Origin of the sequence: Skermania sp. ID1734, assembly GCF_007489285.1 — a bacterium.
In the GTDB taxonomy this organism is placed as follows: Bacteria; Actinomycetota; Actinomycetes; order Mycobacteriales; family Mycobacteriaceae; genus ID1734.
Window position 1 is genome coordinate 43860 of record NZ_VLIY01000024.1, and the last position, 22136, is coordinate 65995.

Annotated in this window: 19 protein-coding genes; 7 read left to right on the forward strand and 12 right to left on the reverse strand. The window is 64.1% G+C overall.

The features are described 5' to 3' along the window. Positions 1–13: 13 nt before the first annotated feature. Positions 14–1576 (reverse strand): hypothetical protein, encoded by a 1563-nt coding sequence (locus FOS14_RS22650; protein ID WP_221936757.1) that lies wholly within the window; start codon positions 1574–1576, stop codon positions 14–16. Then, a complete protein-coding gene (locus tag FOS14_RS22655) occupies positions 1549–1974 on the reverse strand; it encodes a hypothetical protein (protein ID WP_143773125.1) in 426 nt (141 codons plus the stop codon). The genes FOS14_RS22650 and FOS14_RS22655 overlap by 28 nt, the downstream gene beginning before the upstream one ends. A 92-nt stretch (positions 1975–2066) precedes the next feature. Between FOS14_RS22655 and FOS14_RS22660 the strand changes: the two genes are divergently transcribed. Both FOS14_RS22660 and FOS14_RS22665 read left to right on the forward strand, forming a co-directional pair. Beyond that, entirely contained in the window at positions 2067–2501 is a 435-nt protein-coding gene (locus FOS14_RS22660) for a hypothetical protein (protein ID WP_143773126.1), read from the forward strand. Positions 2502–2507: 6 nt separating this feature from the next. Continuing rightward, positions 2508–3002 (forward strand): hypothetical protein, encoded by a 495-nt coding sequence (locus FOS14_RS22665; RefSeq protein ID WP_143773127.1) that lies wholly within the window; start codon positions 2508–2510, stop codon positions 3000–3002. Positions 3003–3008: 6 nt separating this feature from the next. Here FOS14_RS22665 and FOS14_RS22670 read toward each other — a convergent pair whose 3' ends face one another. Beyond that, the gene (locus tag FOS14_RS22670) at positions 3009–3578 is read right to left on the reverse strand and encodes an isoprenylcysteine carboxylmethyltransferase family protein (protein WP_143773128.1); all 570 of its coding nucleotides are present in this window, start codon (positions 3576–3578) and stop codon (positions 3009–3011) included. A 149-nt stretch (positions 3579–3727) separates the two neighbouring features. Between FOS14_RS22670 and FOS14_RS22675 the strand changes: the two genes are divergently transcribed. Continuing rightward, a complete protein-coding gene (locus FOS14_RS22675) occupies positions 3728–4375 on the forward strand; it encodes a hypothetical protein (RefSeq protein ID WP_255450535.1) in 648 nt (215 codons plus the stop codon). Here the strand turns inward: FOS14_RS22675 and FOS14_RS22680 are convergent. Then, positions 4372–4830, reverse strand: a complete 459-nt coding sequence (locus FOS14_RS22680) for an SRPBCC family protein (RefSeq protein WP_143773129.1) — start codon at positions 4828–4830, stop codon at positions 4372–4374. The two genes, FOS14_RS22675 and FOS14_RS22680, sit on opposite strands and share 4 nt — an antisense overlap. A gap of 88 nt (positions 4831–4918) precedes the next feature. On the opposite strand from FOS14_RS22680, the gene FOS14_RS22685 reads away from it, so the two are divergent. Together FOS14_RS22685 and FOS14_RS22690 are read left to right on the forward strand one after the other, a co-directional pair. After that, on the forward strand, positions 4919–6763 hold the full coding sequence (locus FOS14_RS22685) for a GMC family oxidoreductase (RefSeq protein WP_143773130.1): 1845 nt from the start codon (positions 4919–4921) through the stop codon (positions 6761–6763). A 44-nt stretch (positions 6764–6807) separates the two neighbouring features. Next, positions 6808–10143 carry a serine/threonine-protein kinase gene (locus FOS14_RS22690; protein ID WP_143773131.1) on the forward strand — a complete coding sequence of 1112 codons (3336 nt, stop codon included), beginning with the start codon at positions 6808–6810 and terminating at the stop codon, positions 10141–10143. A 4-nt stretch (positions 10144–10147) separates the two neighbouring features. Here the strand turns inward: FOS14_RS22690 and FOS14_RS22695 are convergent, their stop codons facing one another. From FOS14_RS22695 to FOS14_RS22730, 8 genes are all read right to left on the reverse strand, one after another. Continuing rightward, complete coding sequence (locus FOS14_RS22695) at positions 10148–10999, reverse strand: NAD(P)-dependent oxidoreductase (RefSeq protein WP_143773132.1); 852 nt, start codon at positions 10997–10999, stop codon at positions 10148–10150. Between the two features lie 30 nt (positions 11000–11029). Next, a complete protein-coding gene (gene phaZ, locus FOS14_RS22700; protein ID WP_143773133.1) occupies positions 11030–11905 on the reverse strand; it encodes a poly(3-hydroxyalkanoate) depolymerase in 876 nt (291 codons plus the stop codon). 10 nt (positions 11906–11915) lie between these two features. Beyond that, positions 11916–13601 carry an alpha/beta hydrolase gene (locus FOS14_RS22705; protein ID WP_143773134.1) on the reverse strand — a complete coding sequence of 562 codons (1686 nt, stop codon included), beginning with the start codon at positions 13599–13601 and terminating at the stop codon, positions 11916–11918. A gap of 48 nt (positions 13602–13649) precedes the next feature. Continuing rightward, positions 13650–14480 carry a 3-oxoacyl-ACP reductase family protein gene (locus FOS14_RS22710; RefSeq protein ID WP_143773135.1) on the reverse strand — a complete coding sequence of 277 codons (831 nt, stop codon included), beginning with the start codon at positions 14478–14480 and terminating at the stop codon, positions 13650–13652. A gap of 147 nt (positions 14481–14627) precedes the next feature. Next, on the reverse strand, positions 14628–16049 hold the full coding sequence (locus FOS14_RS22715) for an NAD(P)/FAD-dependent oxidoreductase (RefSeq protein ID WP_143773136.1): 1422 nt from the start codon (positions 16047–16049) through the stop codon (positions 14628–14630). 87 nt (positions 16050–16136) lie between these two features. Next, on the reverse strand, positions 16137–17975 hold the full coding sequence (locus FOS14_RS22720) for a DUF3556 domain-containing protein (protein WP_143773137.1): 1839 nt from the start codon (positions 17973–17975) through the stop codon (positions 16137–16139). 38 nt (positions 17976–18013) lie between these two features. After that, positions 18014–19483 (reverse strand): class I adenylate-forming enzyme family protein, encoded by a 1470-nt coding sequence (locus FOS14_RS22725; RefSeq protein WP_143773138.1) that lies wholly within the window; start codon positions 19481–19483, stop codon positions 18014–18016. A 409-nt stretch (positions 19484–19892) separates the two neighbouring features. Continuing rightward, on the reverse strand, positions 19893–20243 hold the full coding sequence (locus FOS14_RS22730) for a hypothetical protein (RefSeq protein WP_143773139.1): 351 nt from the start codon (positions 20241–20243) through the stop codon (positions 19893–19895). A 310-nt stretch (positions 20244–20553) separates the two neighbouring features. On the opposite strand from FOS14_RS22730, the gene FOS14_RS22735 reads away from it, so the two are divergent. Both FOS14_RS22735 and FOS14_RS22740 read left to right on the forward strand, forming a co-directional pair. After that, a complete protein-coding gene (locus FOS14_RS22735) occupies positions 20554–21837 on the forward strand; it encodes a CdaR family transcriptional regulator (RefSeq protein ID WP_143773140.1) in 1284 nt (427 codons plus the stop codon). Between the two features lie 68 nt (positions 21838–21905). Further along, positions 21906–22136, forward strand: a 231-nt coding sequence (locus FOS14_RS22740) for a transposase (RefSeq protein WP_143772870.1), incomplete at its 3' end; no start/stop codon positions are given.

The window sequence follows — 22136 nt, forward strand, 5'->3', positions numbered from 1 at the left end:
GTTGGCCGTCCCATCAGAACGGTGGTGGTTCGTCGTCGGGTTCGGGTGGGGGTTTCTGTTTGAGTGGTCCGTTGCCGATGGTGGGGGTGAGTTGTTGTGGCGGAGCGGTGATTCCGGCGCCGGCGGGCAGGGTGAGGTAGGTGTCGCCGTAGCTGTTGGTCCAGGCGATGACGGCGCCGGGCAGCATTCGGGCGTGCCAGAGTTTCATGGTTTTGAGCATGTGATGCTGCAGGCATAGTGCCTGCAGGTTGGTCACGGTGGTCAGTCCACCGGCTAGCGGGTTGTCGTGGCGGAAGGGCTCGACGTGGTCGAGTTGGCAGGCCGCGGCGGGTCGGCGGCAGCCGGGGAAGCGGCAGTGCCGGTCGCGGGCGCGCACGATGGCGGCGGTGTCGGCGTCGGGCCGGTAGATCAACGCACGTGGGGGTGGTGGCCCGCCCCCGGTGCCCGGTGCGGTGGTGAGCAGGTCGGGGTTGTCGGCCAGGGCGCGGGTGATCAGCTCGGTGAGCCCGGCGGTGCCCAGCACCGGCGCGGCGGGGGTGGTGAACGCGGTGACGGTGCCGGGTTCGGGCAGCCAGCCGGCGCGGTGGCGGGTGCCGCGGGCGTGGAAGATGCTGCCGGACAACCGGTTGATCGCCGCGGCCAACTGCGTCGACGGTGTCGGTGGGTGCTCGGGCAGGTCGCTGTCGGCGGAGTCGGGCGATACCGAGTCGGCGGCCGTGTCGTCGAGGCGGGGTTCGGGGGTTTCGGCGGGCGGGTCGTCGGTGTCCGGCGTTTTGGGCTCGTCACCCGAATCTGCCGGCTCGTCACCTGCGCCGGAATCGCCGTCAGCGTTGTCACCACCCTCACCGGGGTTGACGACCGCACCGTCGTGACCGGTGATCTCGGGATCTACCAGCACGGCGTCGAGGTTCGCCGCTGATTCGTCGGCACCCGCAGACTGCTTCTGCTCACCGGAATCGGCGTGTTCGACAAGATCGTCGGAATCAGCGCGACCGTTCTCGACACCCGCGGTGTCGTCGGTGTCGGTGTCGTCCTGGTCGCGCTCGCCGTCGGTGTCCGTGCTGATGAGGCCGAGTTGGGTGGCCAGGTCGTAGGCCTGGGTGAGCATGGCTTGCCAGGTGCCGTCGCTGGCGAGTTGGCGGGCCAACTCGGCGTCGATGGGTCCGTGCCCGTGCAGGTAGGCGGGGTTGGACAGCAGTCCGAGCAGGGTGGCCACGTCGATGCTGATCTGCACCAGGGGTTTACGTCGCAGGCTCGGTACGGGTTGGCCGGCCACCGCGCAGTCCTCGCGCCCGCAGGTGCACTCGAGGGCGGTTTCACCGTGCATGATGGCGGTGAACGCGTCGGTGAGGCGGTATTGGCGGGCGCGGCGGTCATACCGGCACACGGTGTCGGCGACCTCGCACACCCGCTGCCAGGCGGCTTCGGCTTCGTCGGGTTCCAGATCCACCTGCAACCGGGCCATGTCGCCGAGGGCGCGTTTGCTGATCTTGCGGAACATCTTGGTGTCGGCGCGCAGTTCGGCGTATTCGTCGGGGGCGGTGCGCATCAAGATGGCGTCGATCTCGCTGCCCAACGGCCCCGGCGACAGGGCGCGGTGTCGAGGCTGAATCCGCACATCCGCCCGGCCGCGGCCGCGACCCTAGCCTGATCCAACTCGCCGGCCGCGAACGCTGCCCGCAACCGTGGGTAGCGCAACCGCAGATCCATCCCGAGCGCGGCGGTGTTCTCGGCGATGGTGCGTGAACAGCCCAACCGCAGCCCGATCTCGGCCAGCGCGTTGTTGCCGCAGTCGTGGAAATCGCCGTTGCCCAGTTGCACGTCGCGTTCGATCCAGGCCTCCCACAATCCCGCACAGGCGGTCACCTTCCGGTAGGCGGCCCGATTCTCGGTGACCGCGTCGGCCGCCAACTCGGCCAACACCACCCGATCGGCCGCGGTGGCCGCCGTCGAAGAAGTCCCCCTACCCCACATACCAAGATCATACCCGAACAAACGTTCGAGTGCTAGCGCATAGGGCCTGCCGCTCGACTACTCGCCACACGTCGCAGATTAAGTTGAATGCAATGAACACGCTAACGAGGATTTCGATCCTGTCGGTTGTGTGCGCTGCGTTGGTTTGGCTGTATGTACTTCCGCAAGTGGTAACCACCGGATTGATCGAACCAGGACCGCTTCTCGGCGTGATGGTGGTACTCCCGTTTCCGATAGGGCTGATCGCCGCGCTGATCGGTGCCGGCGCTGGCGTCGCCCGATTCGTTGAACGCGCCAATCGAACGTGGGCCGTCGGGTTGATGATGCTCGGGCATATCGTGACCTGGATTCTGGCTATCTGGATCGCGGTGTGGGCGACGAACTGGGGTTCCACCGGTTGGGAACTGTTGACGCTGCCGGCATCGCTGATGGTGGGCCAACTCGTGGTCGCAGCTGGACTGGTCGCGGCGATCGCCAGTCACAGGTCGCCGAACGGCCAGACCGGTGGCCCCTTAGCTCCGAATTGACGAGTGATGTCGGTACGCAATCCTTGGACCGAAGACCAACTGGTCTGGCACATCCCCATGTTCGACAAGGCCTCAACGCCGGATGGGAATCCGACGTTCGACCCACCCGCGGCATGGGTCCGTGCCCTGGAGGCGGTTGCGCACGATCTTCGATATCTGCGCTACGGACGCAACGTGCGGATCGACCGCTTGACGTGGGAATTCGGTATCGATACCAACTATTCCGTCCACATTGGCTGGGACGGAAGAGACGGCATCGGCGGGTTCGGGCTGTGCGAAGGACTTTCGATGGACGCCCCCTTTGCCGAGGCGGCGGTTTGGGTGGCCGAGACAGTCCAATGGGATTTAGCCGGTTACGAATTCGTGCAGTGGCCATCCCGGGGACATCATCTGTTGATCCCCCGGTTGCGTGCGGGGACGGCGGTCTGGATCAATCCACACGCAGATGTCACGGTCGCACGTGTCGGTGAGCTGTCTGCGAACGTCACCGGCTTTGACTGACCGACCTCACCAAACCCCCGGAATTAACCGCCTCGTCTCCTGCATATACCGCGCGTACTCATCGCCCAGTCCGACGAGCAACACTCGCTCCTCGACCCGAATCCGATACAGGACACCGATTGAAATGCAGGCGACGTACGCGACGATCGATCCGATGTTTGCGAAGGTCACCGCCAGAGCGATCAAAGCGACCAGTAATCCTGCATACGAGGGATGGCGCAACACCCGGTACGGACCGCTCCGGACCACCCGGTGGCCCTGCTGAATGTGGACGATCCCACGGAAGTACCTGCCCAAACTGATGATCGCCCACAGCCGAAACCCGATGCCAGCCCACGCGACCACCAGAAGGACGACATAGACCGGCCGAGACAGCGAAAAGTCCAGTCCCGGAAAATGTTTGCGTATCACGCCCGCGACAATGCCGGCAGCGACGGCCGTGATGACGATCGCGCCGAGGCTGCCCCACTCCCTCGTCGACGCCCGCTCGCCACGCAGAAACTGCACCGTCTGCAAGACGACTTCGGCGCCTAGCCACACCACCAGCGTCGTCGTATAGGCAAGGTGGATTGTCATTACACGATGCTAGGTCCGTCGCCACCACAACGATCGCGCTGACGCCGAATGGCAAACATCACCTTCGCCACGCCGGGCGGATAACGCCACGAATGGGGTCACACATCGCAGAATGCGTGTCTGCCAACCGAACGCAGTGGAGAAACCAAGTGCCCGAAGGTTTTCTGATCGCCAAGCTCAGCATGCGTCTCGTCGCCGTTGGCGCGGCCCTGCTCGCCGCCACGGGTTGCGCACCTTCCGCGGCGGCCCCGATGTCCGCGTCAACTTCGCACGCGGTGCTGTCCGCAGGGCCCGGGCCGACCCACTACACCGTGCAACCGCAACCGGCTGCGGGATCGTGCCACTACCGGTACACGAGCGCCAATCAACCATTACCGGACGCGGCATGCACCCCCGGCGCCGTCAATCCGCGAGTGAACCAGGCCGATATCGCATCAACGATTTGCCGATCGGGCTACACCAGTTCAATCCGTCCGCCAGCGGAAATCACGGACCGTGAGAAGCGCGCGAACGCTGCGTCATATCGATACGCCGGCACTCTCCGCGATGCGGAGTATGACCACCTGGTTTCGCTGGAACTCGGCGGTGACCCCAATGCCGAACAGAACCTGTGGGTCGAGCCGCCGAGCCCGGGGCACAGATCCGGCAGCGGCCCGGAAAACCCCAAGGATCAGGTCGAAGACCGACTGCACTCGCTGGTCTGCGCGGGTCAGGTGCCGCTGGCCAGTGCGCAGGAGGCGATCGCCAAAGATTGGACCACCGCTCTCACCGTCGTTGGCCATCCGGGCACCGGCTAACGGCGCTCGGCGCGCTCGGCGAGTCGAGTCAGGGATGCCTGCAGCCTGTCAGCGGTGGTGTCCCGGGCCCGCGGCAACCGCTTCTCATCGGTTAGCTGTGACCAGTCGTAGGTATGGGTGACGTGGGTCCGGCCGTCCGCCGCGGGTTCCAGTTCCCAGCGCCACAGGTGGCCCGGTGGCTTCCTGCCCACTTCTGCAGGGCGCCAGGCGATCCGGCGGCCTTCGGCGAATTCCACTACATGATTTTCACGAACCATGCCGTTACTCAGTCTCATGACGAAGACATCGCCCACCTGACGTACGCGCTGGCCATCGGCGGCTTCGGCGAGATTGTCGTTACCTTCCCAGGACGGCTGCTGCGCCGGGTCAGCAATCAACTCGAAAATCTCGGTAGCCGGCGCCGCGATGTCCAGGCTTGCGGAGACAACACGGGGAAGGTCCTGCGCCTCTGTCATCACCCGATCGAATCATGCGGCCGCAAAATTCACCAGGTAAATGAGAAGCTGCCCAAGAACGGATTCGACGAGGAGGAGGGCCCATTTCATGGCCGCACCGGAGGACGAGAGCTACGACTTCATCGTTGTCGGATCCGGCGCGGGCGGCGGCCCGCTCGCTGCGAACCTGGCCCTGGCTGGCCATCGCGTACTGCTGCTCGAGGCCGGTGACGATCACTCCTGCCGGTACTACAGCATCCCGATCATGCAGGCATATGCCAGCGAGGACGCGGATATGCGCTGGGACTTCTACGTTCGCCACTGGGACGACGCTACCCAGCAAGCCCGGGACTCGAAGTTCGTCCCGGACCGAGACGGCATCTGGTATCCCCGGGGTAGCACGCTCGGCGGCAGCACCGCGATCAGCGCGATGGTCACTATCTATCCGCACCCGAGCGACTGGGATCGACTCGCTGACCTCACCGGTGACCCATCATGGGGAGCCGCCGCCATGCGGGAGCACTTCCGGCGAATCGAGCGTTGGCGCGGCAAGGACGCCGAACCCATGCCCGGCCAGAACGAGGCTGACCGCGACGAACGTGCGGCACACGGATACGACGGCTGGCTGGGAACCACCCGAGCGCGGCCCGACATCGGCGGCCGTGAGCCGATGTTCCTTGACATCATCGGCGCAATCGAGGAAACGGCACGGGAACGCCTCGGCATCAGCGAAGACGTGCCACTCCCCCGCGACCCGAACGCATTGGATGCGGTCAACGGCGGATTCGAGGGAATGGCGTTCATTCCGGTTGCGGTCGCAGATGGCGAACGCAATGGCAGCCGGGAACGGATCCGCCAGGCGCTCGACGACGCACCCGGCAAACTTACGGTGGCGCTGAATTGCCTTGCCACTCGTGTCCTTTTCGACGGCATGACCGCAGTGGGGGTGGAATACATTGAAGGCCAGAACCTTTACCGAGCACAGCCGAAAAGTGTGCATACCGAGTCACTTCCGCCGACACGGACGGTCCATGCACGCGTCGAAGTAATCCTCGCGGGCGGCGCATACAACACCCCGCAGCTTCTCATGTTGTCCGGTGTGGGACCGCGAGCGGAACTGGAGTCCCTGGGCGTGAAAGTGATTCACAACCTGCCCGGCGTCGGCCGCAACCTGCACGATCGATACGAGGTCTCCGTGGTGACCGAACTCAGCAGTGACTACCCGATATTCGAAGATTCGTCGTTGGACGTGCCCGTCGACGCATCCGACGCCGACGCGCTCTTCGTCGAGTGGCGCGACCACCGGGACGGTCCGTACACCACAAACGGCAGCCTGGCCGCACTGATCGCCCGCTCGAGCGTCGCCACCGACGACCCCGACCTCATCGTGTTCGCGCTGCCGATCGACTTCCGGGGCTATTACCCCGGCTATTCCCGCGCTGCCGTCGCGCACAAGAACCGACTGTCGATCTTGGTGCTCAAGGGACACACGACCAATCGGGCGGGCACGGTCACGTTGCGATCAGCTGATCCGCGCGATGCGCCCGAGATCCGATTCCACTATTTCGATGAGGGCACCGCTGGGTTCGAGGCCGACGTTGCCGGGGTCGTGGATGGCATTGAAATCGCCCGAGACATCGCCGGTCGTCTCGGCGCCGCCGTCGCGGCCGAGCTGATTCCCGGCCCGGACGCTTCGACGCGCGACGATCTGGCCGACTTCGTGCGCGATGAGGCCTGGGGTCATCACGCGTGCGGGACCACCAAGATCGGCAGCTCCGACGACCCGATGGCCGTCGTCGACGGAGACTTTCGCGTCTACGGCGTCAACCGGTTGCGGGTCGTCGATGCGGGCGTGTTTCCGGACATTCCAGGATTCTTCATCGCCTCTGCCGTGTACATGATCAGCGAGAAAGCCAGCGAGTTGCTCATTCGGAGTTATGCTGAAAACGCCTGACCAGATGCCTACCTGACCCGAATACGCCTGACAAGCGAACCCCGATGGCTGAGTCTGAATTGCCACCCACACAGCGTCATCCGGCTGCGGATATCGTGGCGGAACTACAGATCGAAGGGTTCGAGAACGCCGAGGAAATCGGCAAGGGTGGATTCGGCATCGTCTACCGGTGCGACCAGCCGGAACTGGATCGGACGGTTGCCGTCAAGGTCCTGACAGCCAGTCTCGATGAAGAGAGCATGGAGCGGTTCGCTCGCGAGCAGCATGCGATGGGCCGCCTGTCGGGGCATCCGCACATTGTGCCGATTTTCCAGATCGGGACCACCAACAACGGCCGGCCGTTCATCGTCATGCAGTATCACGGCCAGGGCTCGCTCGAGTCCCACATCCGCGGCACCGGACCACTCAGTTGGGTCGAGACCCTCCGGCTGGGCGTCAAGATGGCAGGCGCACTGGAAGCCGCCCATCGGGTCGGCACTCTCCATCGCGACGTCAAGCCGGGCAACATCCTCCTGACCGACTACGGCGAACCGCAGCTGACCGATTTCGGCATCGCCCGCGTCGTCGGCGGGTTCGAGACCGGCACGGGAGTGATCACCGGCTCCCCCGGATTCACCGCGCCCGAGGTGCTCGACGGCGCCTCGCCCACGATCAGTTCAGACGTCTACAGCCTTGGCGCGACCTTGTTCTGCGCGCTCACCGGACACGCCGCGTACGAACGCCGCAGCGGTGAGCAGATCATGGCGCAGTTCCTGCGCGTCGCCGCTCAACCCGTACCGGACCTGCGCAAGGAAGGAATGCCCGACGACGTCGCGGCCGCCATCGAATGGGCAATGGCGGCGCAGGCCTCCGACCGGCCGACCGCAGCAGTGGCTTTCGGCAACGAACTGCGTGACATTCAGCGCCGCAACGGCATCCCGGTCGATGAGATGGCCGTACCCGGCCAGCAGGTCGCGACGCAACGTAAACCTGCGGCATCGCGACCCGGCAGCAGCCGTACCAGTGTGCGATCGACCATGCCACCGACCCCCGCGACGAAATACCGCCCGCCCCCACCGGCACGAAACCTGGTCCGCCGCGACCGACTGCTCGACACGCTGCGCGCCGGGCGTCGTAAGCGGCTCAGCCTGATTCACGCGCCGAGCGGGTTTGGCAAAACCACGCTGGCCACCCAGTGGCGCGACGAATTGATCGGCGGCGGCATTGCAGTCGCGTGGCTGTCGATCGACGACGATGACAACAATGTCACCTGGTTCCTTGCGCATCTCATCGAATCGATCCGCAATATTCGCCCGAAACTTGCCGGCGAACTCGACGAGGTCCTCGAAGCGCACCCCGACGCCGCCCAACGACACCTCCTCACATCGCTGATCAACGAACTGCACAACGCCGATGACCGGGTGGTGGTCATCATCGACGACTGGCACCACGTCACGGACAAGGCGACGCGCGCGGCGCTCGGCTTCCTTCTCGACAACGGATGCCATCATCTGCCGATGGTCGTCACCAGCGACGCCCGCGCCAGACTTGCCTTGAGCCGCTTGCGAATCAGCGACGAAGTCATCGATATCGGTACCGAGGCCCTGCGCTTCGACTCCGGCGAGCTACGGGCATTTTTTGCCGGTGAGAGTGCACTGGCGTTGTCGGACACCGATATCGAGGCGTTGTCCGACGCAACCGACGGGTGGGGAGCCGCGCTGCAACTGGCGATCTTGGCGCTTCGCACTGGCGCCGAGCCGCAACGCCTGATCGGCCACATGTCCGGCCATGACGACATCGGCGAGTTCCTCGCCGAAAACGTCGTCGACGCGCTCGATCCAGAACTTCTGAACTTTCTGGTGACGACGTCGATAACCGAGCAGGTATGTGCTGGACTCGCGTCCGCCCTGACCCGCACGGCACGCAGCCAGTCGATTCTCGAGGAAATCGAGGACCGGGGACTGTTCCTGCACCGGGTCGACGAGAAACGCGAATGGTTCCGCTATCACCCACTGTTCGCCGAGTACCTACGTCGCAGACTCGATCGTGACAACCCCGAGCGGATCGAAGAACTGCACAACCGAGCGTCAGCGTGGTTCGCCGAGCACAACATGCTCAACGAAGCGGTCGATCACGCACTCGCTGCCGGAAGCCCAGAGCACGCCATAGATCTGGTCGAACAAGGCGAAGCCTTCCTACTCGAGCGGTCGAAGATGACAACGCTGCTCGGTATCTTGGCGAAGCTGCCGCCGCGGTTGGTGGTGTCCCGCCCGCGCATCCAACTCCTGCTCGCGTGGATAAACATTCTCCTGCAGCGCCTGGTTCCCACCCACACTGCGCTGAATCGGTTCGAATTGGCATGCGACAAGGCGGTACTCACCGAAGCCGAGAAAGCCGACCTGCGTGCGGAAGCTGACGTGGTGCGCGCCGTCGAGGCGATCTTCGCCGACCGTGTCGACACTGCGGACAGTCTGGTTCAGGATGCGTTGTCGCGACCGGATTCCTTCCCCCCGAGAGTGTCCGGGGTAGCGGGCAACATCGCGTCGTTTGTGGCGATCTACCGTTTCGACTTCGACGCCGCCCGACGGTGGCAAGAGTGGGCCGCGCCCTATCACGAGCTGATGGGACCGTTCGCGACCATTTACGGTCGTTGCTTTGCGGGCCTGGCAGCCAAGGAGCAACTTGACATCGCGGCAGCGTCAACGGCGTTTCAGGACGCATACGACATCGCGGTCAGGCTCGCCGGACAGCACTCGCACGCGGCTCGGCTCGCGGGCGCGCTGCTCGGTGAGCTCCTCTACGAGCAGGGCGATCTCGCGGCGGCCACGACGCTGCTGGATGAAAGCTATGAAATCGGTAACGCAAGCGGCGGCGTCGATTTCATGATCGCGACATACACGACCGGAGCGCGTCTACTGATCGCAAAGGGCGACCTGGACGCCGCCGCCCAACGATTGGCAGCCGGACTGAAGACGGCACACGAGTTGGCCCTACCCCGCCTGGCCGCGCGCGTTCTGAACGAGCAGATCAGGCTGGGACACGACATCGGCCCGCTCGACACCGAGCGGCTCCTGACACCGCGGATTCTGCAGCATCCCGACGGAATCGCCACGATCACCGCCGAATTCGACGAGGGCTCGGCGGTTCGGCTGCTGTTGGCCAGCGCCGACCCGGATTCTCACGCACAGGCCTGCGAGCGTGCGCGTGCCTTGGCCGATGGGATCGACAGCAGGCGCCGCCCGCTGGCGGCACTGCGCGCGAAACTGCTTGTGGGTATGGCGCTGTCGGCCGCAGGCCGGAGTGAGGGCGCCGCGGAATTGGCTGCGGCCGCGGCGATCTGCACGCGGACCGGACTGGTCCGACTGGCGGCCGACGCGGCGCCGGGAATTGCCCTGCCGTAGCGGATCAGGAGTCGAGGAACAGGTCGAGTTCCAACTCACCCTCCCCCGGTACTACGCGGTACTTGTCGAAGTCGTTGATGCCCTTGGCCGCCAGCACCTCATCATCGATGAAGAAATTTCCGGTTGTCTCGCTACCCGGTGAGGTCAGCACCGCGTAGGCGGCGTCGGCCATGATGTCCGGGGTGCGCGAATTTGCGACCATCTCTTCGCCGCCGAGGACGTTGCGGACGGCCGCGCTGGCGATGGTGGTGTGCGGCCACAACGAGTTCACACCGATGCCGTCGGGCTTCAGCTCCTCCGCAAAACCCAAAGTGGTGAGTGACATTCCGTACTTGGCGATGGTGTAGGCGAGCATCCGGCCCGCCCAGCGCGGGTTCAGATTCAGTGGTGGGGACAGCGTCAAAATGTGCGGGTTGCGTCCCGCCCGCGCCGATTCGCGCAGGGCCGGCAGGCAGAGTTTGGCAAGCAGGAAGCTGCCGCGGCAGTTGATGTCCTGCATCAGGTCGTACTTCTTCATCGAAATCGTGTCCGTATCGGCGAGATCTATCGCCGACGCGTTGTTGACGACGATGTCGATGCCGCCGAACCGGTCGATGGTCTGCTCGACAGCGTGCTCCACTTGGATGTCCATGCGGACGTCCCCGACGAACTTCAGTACCTTGCCGCCGACTTCTTCCAGTTCGGCCGCGGCGGTGTGAATGGTGCCAGGCAACTTTGGGTGCGGCGCGTCGGTCTTGGCGATCAGCGTGATGTTGGCGCCGTCGGCGGCGGCGCGCTTGGCTATTTCCAGGCCTATGCCGCGGCTTCCGCCGGACATGATCATGGTTCTGTCGGCGAGTGGTTTGTTGGTGGTCATCTGAATCTCCCTCTTCAGGTCAGCTCGTGATCAGGCCGGCAGGTCGACGTCCAGTTCGGTGTCTGGTACAGCAGAGCGCAGAAACGCGCTAACGACGGGTGCAAGTTCGGCCGCGTTCAGCACCAGATCGATATGGCCGCCCGGATGCACATGCATGGTGGAATGCGGTAAAAGTCGATTCATGATGTGTGCGTTGACAAGTGGAATGATCGGATCGTCAACGCCCGCGATGATGAGGGTGTCCTGGCGAATCATCGGCAACAAGGCGACACTGCTCCACACCGCTCCGGCGAGCAGTTGATGCAAATAGCCGATGCGAGACCCGGCGCGCAACTGGCCGCGAAACAGCTCGGCGACGTTGCCTTCATGATGGCGAACCGAGCCACCGTAGATTTCCCTGGCGATCGAAGCAGCGTAGTCGGGATCGGAAAACCTGCGCGGCGTCAGCATCTTCGACAAAACGTGCGGGCGGCCGGGCACCATGAACACGCCCGGACAGGTTGCGGCCAGAATCAGCCGACGGCATCGCCGCGGATTCTGAAAGGCGAACTGTTGCGCCAGTCCCCCGCCCCAGGACAACCCGAGCACGTCCACCACGCCGAACCCGAGTTTGTCCAGCACCCGGCCCAGCACCCAGGCGAGGTATGGAAATCCATAGGGCGCAATGGACGTCGGCGAGCCACCGGTGCCGGGCGCATCGAAACGGATCACCGTCAGCGCGGGGTCGAGCTCGTCGACGAGCGGGTCAAGTACCTCGAGGCTCGCCCCAATTCCGTTGCAGAGCACCAGCGGTACGGAGTTGCCGGCTCGGCCGAATCCTGGCCGGACATGCACCCGCATCCGCTGCCCACCCGCGGCCACGTAGGTATCGGTTAACTGTGTCGGGGCGAAAACACGGGTGGACATTGGCACTCCCTTACTTCTGCAGGACGTAGGTTCCGGGGGCAGGCGCCAACGGCGGGTAGCCTTCGGCGCCCAGTACCTGTGGGGCATCGACATCGTCACCACTGCGTTCTGCCAACCAGGCCGCGTAATCGACCCACCAGGAGTCAGGGCACTTTTCGGCCGAAGCCAGCCAGTCCTCGGCCCGTTCCGGACCAACCGGTGCGGTGCGGAAGGACGCCTTGGGATTGCCTGGCGGGTTGACCAGCGCGGCGATGTGTCCGCTGGTGGAAAGGACGTATTTGTTGTCCTTGCTCCCGAGCAACCGGGCGCTACGGTACGTCGCCTGCCACGGGCAGATATGGTCGGCGACGCCGCCGACCACATACGAGTCGCAGGTGATCTTCGACAGGTCCACGGGAGTGCCGAGCATGCTCACCGCGCCCGGCGTGGTCAACGAATTCTGCAAACCCATCATGATCATGTCCCGGTGCAGCGCGGCGGCCATGCGGGTGGTGTCGGCGTTCCAGAACAACACGTCGAACGCTGCCGGTGAGCGGCCCTGGACGTAGTTGTTGACCCAATATCGCCACACCAGGTCGGTCGGCCGGAGCCACGCGAACACCTCCGCCGTCGCTCGCCCGTCCAGGTAGCCCTTCTTCGCCGACGCCCGAATCGCCGCCTGGGCTGCTCGCTCGCTCATCGCGGCCGAGGCGAAACCGGCCCGGTTCTGATCCAACACTGTGACGGCCAGCGTGAGCCCGGCGATCTTGTCGCCCTCACCGATCGAAAACAGGTGTGCGGCAACCATCGCGGCGAGCATGCCGCCCGAACACGTGGCGAGCAGGTGCGCGGTGTCGCTGGCGGTGATCGCTCGGACGGCGTCGAGCGCCTCCACGATTGCCGCGCCGTAGGTGTCAAATCCCCAGTTACGGTGCCGCGCTTGTGGATTGCGCCAGGAGATCGTGAAAACCTGCTGACCCTGGGAGACGAAGTATTCGATCATGCTGCGGCCGGGCGCAATATCCAGGATGTAGAACTTGTTGATCACCGGCGGCACCATCAGCAATGGCACCTGATGCACGGTCGGCGTCTGCGGTGAGTACTGAATCAACTCGAACACCCTGGTCTGCAGGACCACCGCGCCCTTGGTGGTTGCCACGGTCTCCCCCACCGCGTAGGCGTCCGGTTCCACCATCGCGGGCACCCGCGGCTTGGACAGCATGTCACGGGCGAAAGCCCGGGCACCGCGGACGGCCGACATGCCGCCGGTATCGATGAGCGCCTTCCACCCCAGCGGGCTCAACAGTGGATTGTTGGAGGGCGAGAGACCCTCGAGCAGGTTGTCCAGCACGAACCGCATCTTTTCCGAATCTCGCCAATCCAACCGCGCATCCGCGAACAGTTGGTCAGCGGTGGCGGCCGTGGCCAAATACGCCTGCATTGTGCGGTGTAGCAACGGGTTCTGCTCCCAGCCGGGGTCGGCAAACCGCTTGTCAGCCCGCGCCGGCGCCCGGTCGGACGAGCCGATCGCGATCGCCCCGAGTTCGCGGGCCAGGCCGCCCACCCGATTCGCCACCGTTCCAGGCTGTTTCGCGAGGCTGGCGCCCAGCCGGCTCCAGGACTGATTCGGCATCATCCGACCAAGGAAGGGCCGGGTCGCGCTGGTGAGCAACAAATCCAGCGGCGCAGCCAACTCCTCCGCATTGGTCACAGCCATGGTTTTCCCCTGCTTTCTGTTGTGTGAGAACGGGCAATCGAGTCGGGCTCACATGTCCATGCCGCCGTTGACGCTCCACACCTGTCCGGTGATGTAGGAGGAGGCGTCGGCGGCGAGGAAATGCACAACGCGCGCAATCTCTTCCGGACGCCCGGCGCGGCGAGCCGGAATCTGGCTGGTGAGCTTGTTCAACACCTTCTCCGGGATCGCTGCGGTCATTTCGGTGGCCACCAAACCGGGCGTCACGGTGTTGACGGTGATTCCGTCGCTGGGCTTACCGGACTTCGCCAACTGGAACGCTGCTTCCTTGGCCAGTGTCTTGGTGAGGCCGAACAACCCGGATTTCGACGCGGCGTAGTTGGCCTGCCCGATGTTGCCGGTCTCGCCCACCACCGAGGACAGGTTCACGATCCGGCCGGTACCGCGCTCGACCATGTGCGACAAGGCGGCCTGGGAGAGAAAGAATGCGCCGGACAGATTGACCGCAAGCACCGAGTACCAGTCCTCGTCGGTCATGGTGGCGACGGTCTTGTCGCTGGTGATGCCCGCGTTGTTCACCAAAATGTCCAAGCGCCCGTGGGTTTCGATCACCTCAGCGATCGTCCGGCGGCAGTCGACCGACGCCCCGACGTTGCCTTGATGGGCCGATGCCGACGCGCCGTGTTGCTGACAGGTCTGGCCGAGGTCCGCGGCGAATCGTTGTGCAGCCTCCGCGTTACGGCTGTAGCCGACAGCGACCGACGCGCCCTGTCCGGCCAGACTGCGCGCGATCGCCGCACCGATACCGCGTGTTCCTCCTGTAACGAACGCCACTCGGCCCGCGAGCTTGTCGGCATGCGGTGCACGTGCGTCAACGTGCTGTACATCCAAGACGTCCATGTGCTGTTCACTCCGTCGGTCGTGGTCGAGAATCTTTGTGCCGCATGACCCGCTGACGCATTCACCTTCGCAGCTCGCCCGAGCCTGATCACCGTCTCCGCGGGACAACGATCGAAGCCGGTGTTGGTTGCCGGAACCAATCGCCGCTCAGCCGTGGCGCTGCAGGTATGCCAGCGCGAGTTTGGCGGCGTTGGCGCCGCACATGCCGTGGGCGCCTGGTCCAGGTGGCGTGGCCGCCGAGCAGATGTAGACACCGGGCACGCCTGTCTTGTACGGCGACAGGGTGATTCGCGGCCCGAAGATCAACTGACGGATGTCCTTGGCACCCGTCATGATGTCACCACCGACATAGTTCGGGTTGTAGACGGACATCTCGGTGGTCGAACGCACGGCCATCCCTACGATCTGCTCCCGGAATCCAGGAGCGAAGCGCTCGATCTGCGCGATGATCGCCTCCGTGGCATCCCCGCTGTAGCCGTTCGGCACATGGGCATACGTCCATAGCGGATGAATATCACCCACGGAACGAGACGGGTCGGCCAGATACTGCTGCCCGACCAGCACGAACGGACGCTCCGGCATCCGGCCGGCATGAATCTCACGCTCGGTCGCGGCCAACTCGTCAAAACTGCCGACCACGTGCACGGTCCCGGCGTGCTTTGCGTAGCCGTTGGTCCACGGCACGCCGCCCTCGACCGCGAAATCCACCTTGAACGCCCCCGGCCCGCGGCGAAACCGCTTGTAGGCGCGTGAAACTCGGCCCGGCAAGCGGCCACCCAGAATGTTGGCGACCGCAGCCGGATCCAGGTCGAAGAGTGTGACGTCCGTGCGAGGCAATTGCGAGACCGACTCCACCTTGATACCGGTCTCGATCTTGCCGCCGAGGTCCGTCAACAGTGCCACCAGCGCGTTCGCGATCGACTGCGACCCGCCCTTGGCCACCGCCCATCCGTACCGATGGCCGGCGGCGATGATGCCAAGCCCCACCGCCGCACTCATGGGGTAATGCAGCGGCCGAAAGGCATGAGCGGCAATGCCGCCGTAGAGCGCCCGGCCCTCTTCGGTGCGGAAGAGCCGGGCGAACGCCGAACCCGGCAGCACTGTCGGCGCACCAAACCGCGCCAGCGTCAAGGGATGCCGCGGCACCCTCAGGAGTGGCCGCATGATGTCCTCCGACAGCGCGTCGAAGCGAGCTGACGGCTGGCCGAAGGCCATGCGCCACCGCGGCCCGTCCTTGCCGAGGCCAGCGGCGGTGGCCTCCACCGACTTGAGCAGAACCCCAGCCTTGCCGCTGTCCAGGGGGTGCACGCAATCGATCTGCGGTTGCAGCCACGAGAGCCCGTACCGATCAAGTCCGAGACCGCCCAAGAACTCCGAGCCAACGGCCATCGGGTGAATCGCCGAGCAGTGGTCGTGCAGCAGGCCCGGCACAATCGCCTCGCTGCTGCGCGTTCCGCCACCGACCTCGTCGGCAGCCTCGAGCACCGTTACCGCCACGCCCTCGGATGCCAGGGCCACGGCGGCGGCGAGCCCGTTGGGGCCACCACCCACGACAGTTGCTGTGCTCATTTTTTTCTCGACTCCCACTCGCTCCGGTTAGGTGCTTCGGTCGGTTTCACGGGTGGCCGCCCGAAGGCGGCCACCCGTGATGGTTGATCAGGTCAACGCGCCCTTACCGCGCCGTGCCTCCACGCGATGCACTGCAGGCTGCTGACCGTTCGTCTGGGCAGGTGCTGCCGTCGCGGTACGAGACCAGGTGGTGTTCAACGGAATCGGACCGTTGGGCAGCCATGGCTGTTCGTTGACCGCGTCGGCCACCCGCCACGTTCCGGTCTCGATCACACCGAGCGCAGCGTCGATCACCTTGTAGCGTTGGATGCCACTACCGAGCGCTTCGGACTCCACCCATGCAATGATGCACTCGCCCGGAGCGAACTGGGCCTCGTCCTGCACGGCCTTGATGAATTCTTCGTTGTGCATGTGGCCGTCACCGAAGTTGAAGCCCAGCACGGAGTTGCACAAAAACTCGGCCTCGCGTACGTCGCGGCTGTCGATGTCCGGCGTCCGCGTGAGCAGCAGGGAGAACAACCCGCGGGCCTGGCTGTGCAAGCTGCGCCAGCCGATGGTGCGCTGTAAGTGCAACTCGGCCAGGTTCTTCGGCATCCCGAGCCCTTCGATGAACTGATCGATCTGGTTCTTTGCGGGCTTGGTGACCCGGTTGAGCTTCTGCTCGGTACCAGGCGCGAACGACCACAGTGCCGACGCCCAGTTACCGGCGTACTGGCGCATGGAGGGCAGGAACGAGACCTTGTCCGGCCGGAAGTTGCCCAGCACCGGGAAGAACAACAATGCAGCGCCGATGATTGCGGCCAGCCACGCCGGCGACATGTCCCACGGCGCGAAGCCGCTGGAGTTCGGGAAGCCGATGAACAGGAACACTGCCGCGTAGCCGAACAGGATGTTCCATTCCAGCGGCACCGCCAACGGGAAGGTCGAGATGATGAACAGGTGGAACATCACCATGAACAGCGCCGCTGCGGTGGTCACATAGATGTTGGGCGAGAAGAACAAGATCAACGGGACGATGATCTCCGGAATCGTGCCACCGACGTGCGCCATCATGTGTGATACCCACGACGGACGCAGGTCCCTCGGAAAGTCCCGGTAGAACAGCCGCTTGATGGCCTTGAACGGCATCGACGGACTGTTCGACACCATCGGGGAAACAACGTTCGAGAAGTGCTTGCCGAACTTGGAGCAACCAGCACCGATCCACACCACCACAATCAGGATCTTCAGCGCGATGATCATGTTCATGAACGGCAGCACCGCGAAGAAGAACAGTGCGGGGAAATACTGCTCGCCCCGAGCGGCCAAGAAGATGACCTTGTCCCGCAGCCCGTTGAGCACCAGCAGCACCAGTGGCGCGATCAGCAGAACCGGGTTCACCAGTCCGACGTTGTCCGGCAGCATGCCTTTAAGCGCGTCGCTGTCCACGCCCGGAAAGACAAGGGCGACGACCAGGCTGACGAGCAGCAGCAGATAGAGCGCGACGTCAAGGGGTGTGCGCCGGTCACCGTTAGTGCCCGGTATCCATTTCCACGGACGCATCCGGATGGTTCCCACCCTCGCGTAGTAGAGAGCGCCGCCGGTCATCGGCTTGACCTTGCCGGCCAGCGGACCCCACGAACCGGCCAGGTTCAGGCACTCCAGCAAGACGGTCCAGATCACTGCCTTCTGGTAGACGATCGGCTGATTCCACCATTCGGCGACGTGCCAGAACGCCGGAAGTCCCGACGTCGCATTGGCGATCGTGATGCCGACAATCGAGTACAGCACGACGATCTTGAAGATGTAGATCGTGTGCAACATGTACGGCGAACCGAATCCATTCTCGGCCCAGTCGGTCGAGAGGATACGGATGCGTTGCATCAACGGCATTCGCACAAATTCGTCCGGATCCACTGCGGGAAACACCGGATCTTTGAATCCCATGTCACTTTCTCCTGTCTTGAGTTTCTTGGGTATGTGGTTCAGGCGCCGGCGGGCGCGGTGAGCAATCTGCGCAGCGACGGCTTGTCGAGCTTGCCGACGGCGTTCTTGGGTAGCTCGTCGAGAATCGTGATCTCGACGGGCAGTTTGTATTTCGAGAGGTTCTCGCGGGCGTGCTCGCGGATCTGATCGGTGGTTAGCTCAGCGCCCGAGTTCAGCGCGACGAATAGCACCGGTTCTTCGCCGTAGACCGCGCTGTCGCGTCCGACGACGGCCGCCGCAGCGACTTCGGGCAGCTGATAGACGACTTCCTCGATTTCCTTCGGGTAGATGTTCTCCCCACCGCGGATGATCATATCCTTGGCGCGGTCGACGAGCATGAGGTATCCGTCGGAGTCGAAGCGGCCGATGTCGCCGGTATGCAGCCAGCCGTCGACAATCGTCTTGGCCGTCTCCTCCGCGCGGTTCAGATAGCCGCGCATGACATTTGGGCCCTGGATCAAGACTTCACCGGCTTCCCCGTCGGGCACCGGTTCCCCCTCGGGTCCGGCGATGCGGATGGTCTGACCCGGCAGCGGCAGACCGACAGTTCCCGGTTTGCGAGGACCGTCAAGCGGGTTGACCGTGCTGGCGCACGAACCTTCCGACAGCCCGTAACCCTCGATGAGCGGAATTCCGTAGCGGGCGTGGAACTTCTGCAACAGTTCGACGCTGGCCGGAGCAGCACCACAGATTCCGAACCGAACTGCCGAAGTGTCCGGCCGGACCTCGGGCGGTAGATCAGCGAGCATTGTGTAGATCGTCGGGACCGCGGAAAAATATGTGGCACCGCTCTTTTCGAGTCGATCGAAGAAGGTCTTCGGGCTGAACCGGCCGGCAATTGTGGCCCGACCGCCGACCAGCAGCGGGGAGAGTGTGCTGACCATGATGCCGTTGACGTGGAACAACGGCAGGATGAGCAGGCTGTGATCGGCGGCGGTCAGGCCGAAGGCATGAATGATCATGTCGCACATCGCGTTGACATTCGCGTGGTCGAGCATGACGCCCTTGGGCCGACCGGTGGTTCCGCTGGTGTAGATCAACAGCGCCAATGCGTCGTCGGGTACCTGCACGGCGGCGTCAGCCAACTCCTGACTTGAGGTCAGGTCGTCGGTCGTCACCACAGCGGCGCCGGGCACCTCGAAATCTATTGGGCTGCCTACCACGAGCACCTTGGCGGCCGCATCCGACACCTGGTAAGCGATCTCAGCCGGCACCAGCGAGGGATTGATCGGAGTAACGGCTGCGCCCAAATGCCAAGCGGCGAACAGCGATACCACCAAAGCCGTGGTATTCGGCAGCATGACCGCCACGACGTCGCCGGCGGCGACCCCCTGTGACTGGAATGCGGCCGCGGCCCGACGCACGGCGACGGCGAACTGCTCGTTGTCATAATCGATCTCGTCGTCCGCGATGCATGGCCCTTGCGGGTTTTCGTCGGCTCGGCGGTCTGGTAGTACCGAAAGGTTCATGGGCGGTCCTTGAATCAGCGGAATTCGAAGTGGACGGCTCAACAGTAGGAATCGGTGATCGGCATCACACCGTCGCGAATCAACGAAGTCTGCGACAACCATTGTCACGCGAGAACAAACGCCGATTGGATGGACGTCGGTCCACGAAACTGCTTGCCAGCACGTCGAATTGCGGCCCTGTACCGGTACCAACATGCGATAGCGCCCCATCGGTCCGGTCGACTGATGGGGCGCTATCGTCAGCAAACACTGTGGCGTCGGGATGTAACAGTGCAGGAGTGGAGAGGGTCCTCAAACTCCAACGGGACGGCGCAAACGTTAGCAGCCGGGGATCCGCATCACACCGTCGGAGATCGACAACATCCGCAACGCGCATTGTTGCCGGGCAACAAAGAGGGTGCAGAACGCGTTAACTGAGCTGGCCAGCAAAAACGCGTTCCATCAGGTCGAATTCAGCATCGAGACGCAGCCGGTCCCCGCCGGAGATGTCGACATCGCCGTCGAGTTGCCAGGCGGTCGAAGATATCTTGCGGAACGCGCCGGATCCGAGGCCGGTTTTGCTGTCACCCGATCCGGGAAAGGACACACCGACCCACTGCCACCTGCCCTGGTTTGCGTTTGCAGGTGTGGCGCTGAGGGTCCCTAGCGTCGGACCGAATCCGCCCGCTTCGCCCTCGAGGTTAATGCCCACGGTGATTACGCCGTCTTGCTGCGCGTACGTCAGCGACGACGCATTCAGCCGGAACTGTTGGGCGGCCATTTGGTGCTCCTAACGGTGGGTGACGCGAGTGCAGACAGGGCACCGGATACGCCTCAGCGGGATCATCTCGGGGTGGCTCCGGTTACGGATCCGCCGGACGCTATCGAATGTGCGGCCGCAGCGCTTCGTGGTGCGCAAACAACGCTCCCCGAATCCACTGTTTTGCGGCGACACAAATGACCAAAAGGTCGCTCAGCGCCGGGGCCAGGCTGCCGGCGTGGCCCGACGTAGTTTCATTTGTTGTCGTCGGGCGACAAATCCCGCGCCAAAAAGTTACCCCTGGCACACATGCGGGAACTAAGGTCCACTCATGCCGAACACTGCGCAGCAGGACGAGTTGGTGAGCGCCGCCTGCGCCGCCATCATCGGCCGACTCAATGACCGGCGCGCCGATGTTTCGCGGTCGATCCAGCACCTTTTGGCCGCCGAAATCGAACCGCTGCGCGGCGATCCGCACCTCATCGAACTTCTGGGCGCAAGTGTGGAGGGCAACGTCGACGCCATCTTCCGCGCGTTGCAGTACGAGATTCCGCTCGATCGCGTCGAGCCGCCGACCGCGGCACTCGAGTATGCGCGACGACTGGCCCAGCGAGGGGTACCCGCCAACGCCTTGGTGCGGGCCTACCGGCTCGGACAGAAAGCGTTGCTGGACATTATTATTCAGGCGATTCGTGGGTCGGACATCGACGTAGGCCTGCGCTTCGACGTGGTCGAACGCATGCAGTCGGTGACGTTTCGCTACATCGACTGGATCTCCATCCAGGTCGTCGAGACCTATGAGGAAGAACGCGATCACTGGCTCGAAAACCGAAACACCGTTCGCGCGTTGCGGGTCCGCGAATTGCTGGAATCCGACGACATCGACGTCGATGCCCTCACGGCAGCAATTCGTTATCCGCTTCGTCGCACCCATGTCGCCGTCGTCATGTGGTACTCGGAAGAAGGCAGCGCCGGCACCGAGCTGACCCGCCTCGAGCGATTCCTTCGCGACATCGGACACGCGCTCGGCGTGAAAGAAAAGCCGCTCTTCGTCGCCGCGGACCGGGTGACCGGCTGGGGGTGGATTCCGTTCCGGGATTCCTCAGCCATCAACTTAGTCAGTGACCTGAACCGGTTTGTGAGCGGTCGACAGGATGCGCCGCGGTTAGCAATCGGCACACCTCTGAAAGGACCAGCCGGCTTCCGCAGATCGCATCATCAGGCGTTGCAGGCTCGGGCAGTTGCCCTTGCTGCCGGCGCGCACGCGGGGCGCGTGACCGCGGCGGGCGACCCGGGCCTGTCTACGGTGGCGCTGCTCGGCCAGGATCTCGCGGAAGCGAAAATCTGGGTGCACGAGACGCTCGGCCCCCTCGCCACGAACACAGACAACGACGCCCGCCTTCGCGAGACGCTGCGCGTATTTTTGCGTGAGGGCTCGAGCTACAAGGCGGCCTCGGACGAACTCAATCTGCACTTCAATTCGGTCAAGTATCGGGTGCAGCGCGCGGAGGAGCGCCGCGGGCGGCCGATCGCAGGCGACCGCCTCGATGTCGAGTTGGCGCTACTCATGTGTCACTGGCTCGGCGCGGCGGTACTGAGCGCCGAGCACAGCTGACGGGACTGCCCCCGGTTTGGTTGACTCCTGACCTGTGAGGATTCGTCCTTGCTGGAAGGATCATTCTCGTGCCGAAACCGTTTCCTGCCGAGTTCCGTGCCGATGTCATCGCCGTGGCCCGCAAGGGTGAGGCTCCGTTGCGCCAGATCGCGAAGGATTTCGGGATCTCGGAGGCTTGCCTGCATCGCTGGCTCAAGATCGCCGAGCGGGAGGACGACCGTAGCCGGCCAGGTGCGTCACCGCCCGCTGACGACGTAGCCGCGCAACTGCGGGAGGCACACAAGCGGATCAAGCTGCTT

Excerpts from the sequence above, each read along its gene's own strand:
- FOS14_RS22655 (WP_143773125.1), bottom strand. The coding sequence starts at position 1,974 with ATGTGGGGTAGGGGGACTTCTTCGACGGCGGCCACCGCGGCCGATCGG.
- FOS14_RS22660 (WP_143773126.1), top strand. The coding sequence starts at position 2,067 with ATGAACACGCTAACGAGGATTTCGATCCTGTCGGTTGTGTGCGCTGCG.
- FOS14_RS22665 (WP_143773127.1), top strand. The coding sequence starts at position 2,508 with ATGTCGGTACGCAATCCTTGGACCGAAGACCAACTGGTCTGGCACATC.
- FOS14_RS22670 (WP_143773128.1), bottom strand. The coding sequence starts at position 3,578 with ATGACAATCCACCTTGCCTATACGACGACGCTGGTGGTGTGGCTAGGC.
- FOS14_RS22680 (WP_143773129.1), bottom strand. The coding sequence starts at position 4,830 with ATGACAGAGGCGCAGGACCTTCCCCGTGTTGTCTCCGCAAGCCTGGAC.
- FOS14_RS22685 (WP_143773130.1), top strand. The coding sequence starts at position 4,919 with ATGGCCGCACCGGAGGACGAGAGCTACGACTTCATCGTTGTCGGATCC.
- FOS14_RS22690 (WP_143773131.1), top strand. The coding sequence starts at position 6,808 with ATGGCTGAGTCTGAATTGCCACCCACACAGCGTCATCCGGCTGCGGAT.
- FOS14_RS22695 (WP_143773132.1), bottom strand. The coding sequence starts at position 10,999 with ATGACCACCAACAAACCACTCGCCGACAGAACCATGATCATGTCCGGC.
- phaZ (WP_143773133.1), bottom strand. The coding sequence starts at position 11,905 with ATGTCCACCCGTGTTTTCGCCCCGACACAGTTAACCGATACCTACGTG.
- FOS14_RS22705 (WP_143773134.1), bottom strand. The coding sequence starts at position 13,601 with ATGGCTGTGACCAATGCGGAGGAGTTGGCTGCGCCGCTGGATTTGTTG.
- FOS14_RS22710 (WP_143773135.1), bottom strand. The coding sequence starts at position 14,480 with ATGGACGTCTTGGATGTACAGCACGTTGACGCACGTGCACCGCATGCC.
- FOS14_RS22715 (WP_143773136.1), bottom strand. The coding sequence starts at position 16,049 with ATGAGCACAGCAACTGTCGTGGGTGGTGGCCCCAACGGGCTCGCCGCC.
- FOS14_RS22720 (WP_143773137.1), bottom strand. The coding sequence starts at position 17,975 with ATGGGATTCAAAGATCCGGTGTTTCCCGCAGTGGATCCGGACGAATTT.
- FOS14_RS22725 (WP_143773138.1), bottom strand. The coding sequence starts at position 19,483 with ATGAACCTTTCGGTACTACCAGACCGCCGAGCCGACGAAAACCCGCAA.
- FOS14_RS22730 (WP_143773139.1), bottom strand. The coding sequence starts at position 20,243 with ATGGCCGCCCAACAGTTCCGGCTGAATGCGTCGTCGCTGACGTACGCG.
- FOS14_RS22735 (WP_143773140.1), top strand. The coding sequence starts at position 20,554 with ATGCCGAACACTGCGCAGCAGGACGAGTTGGTGAGCGCCGCCTGCGCC.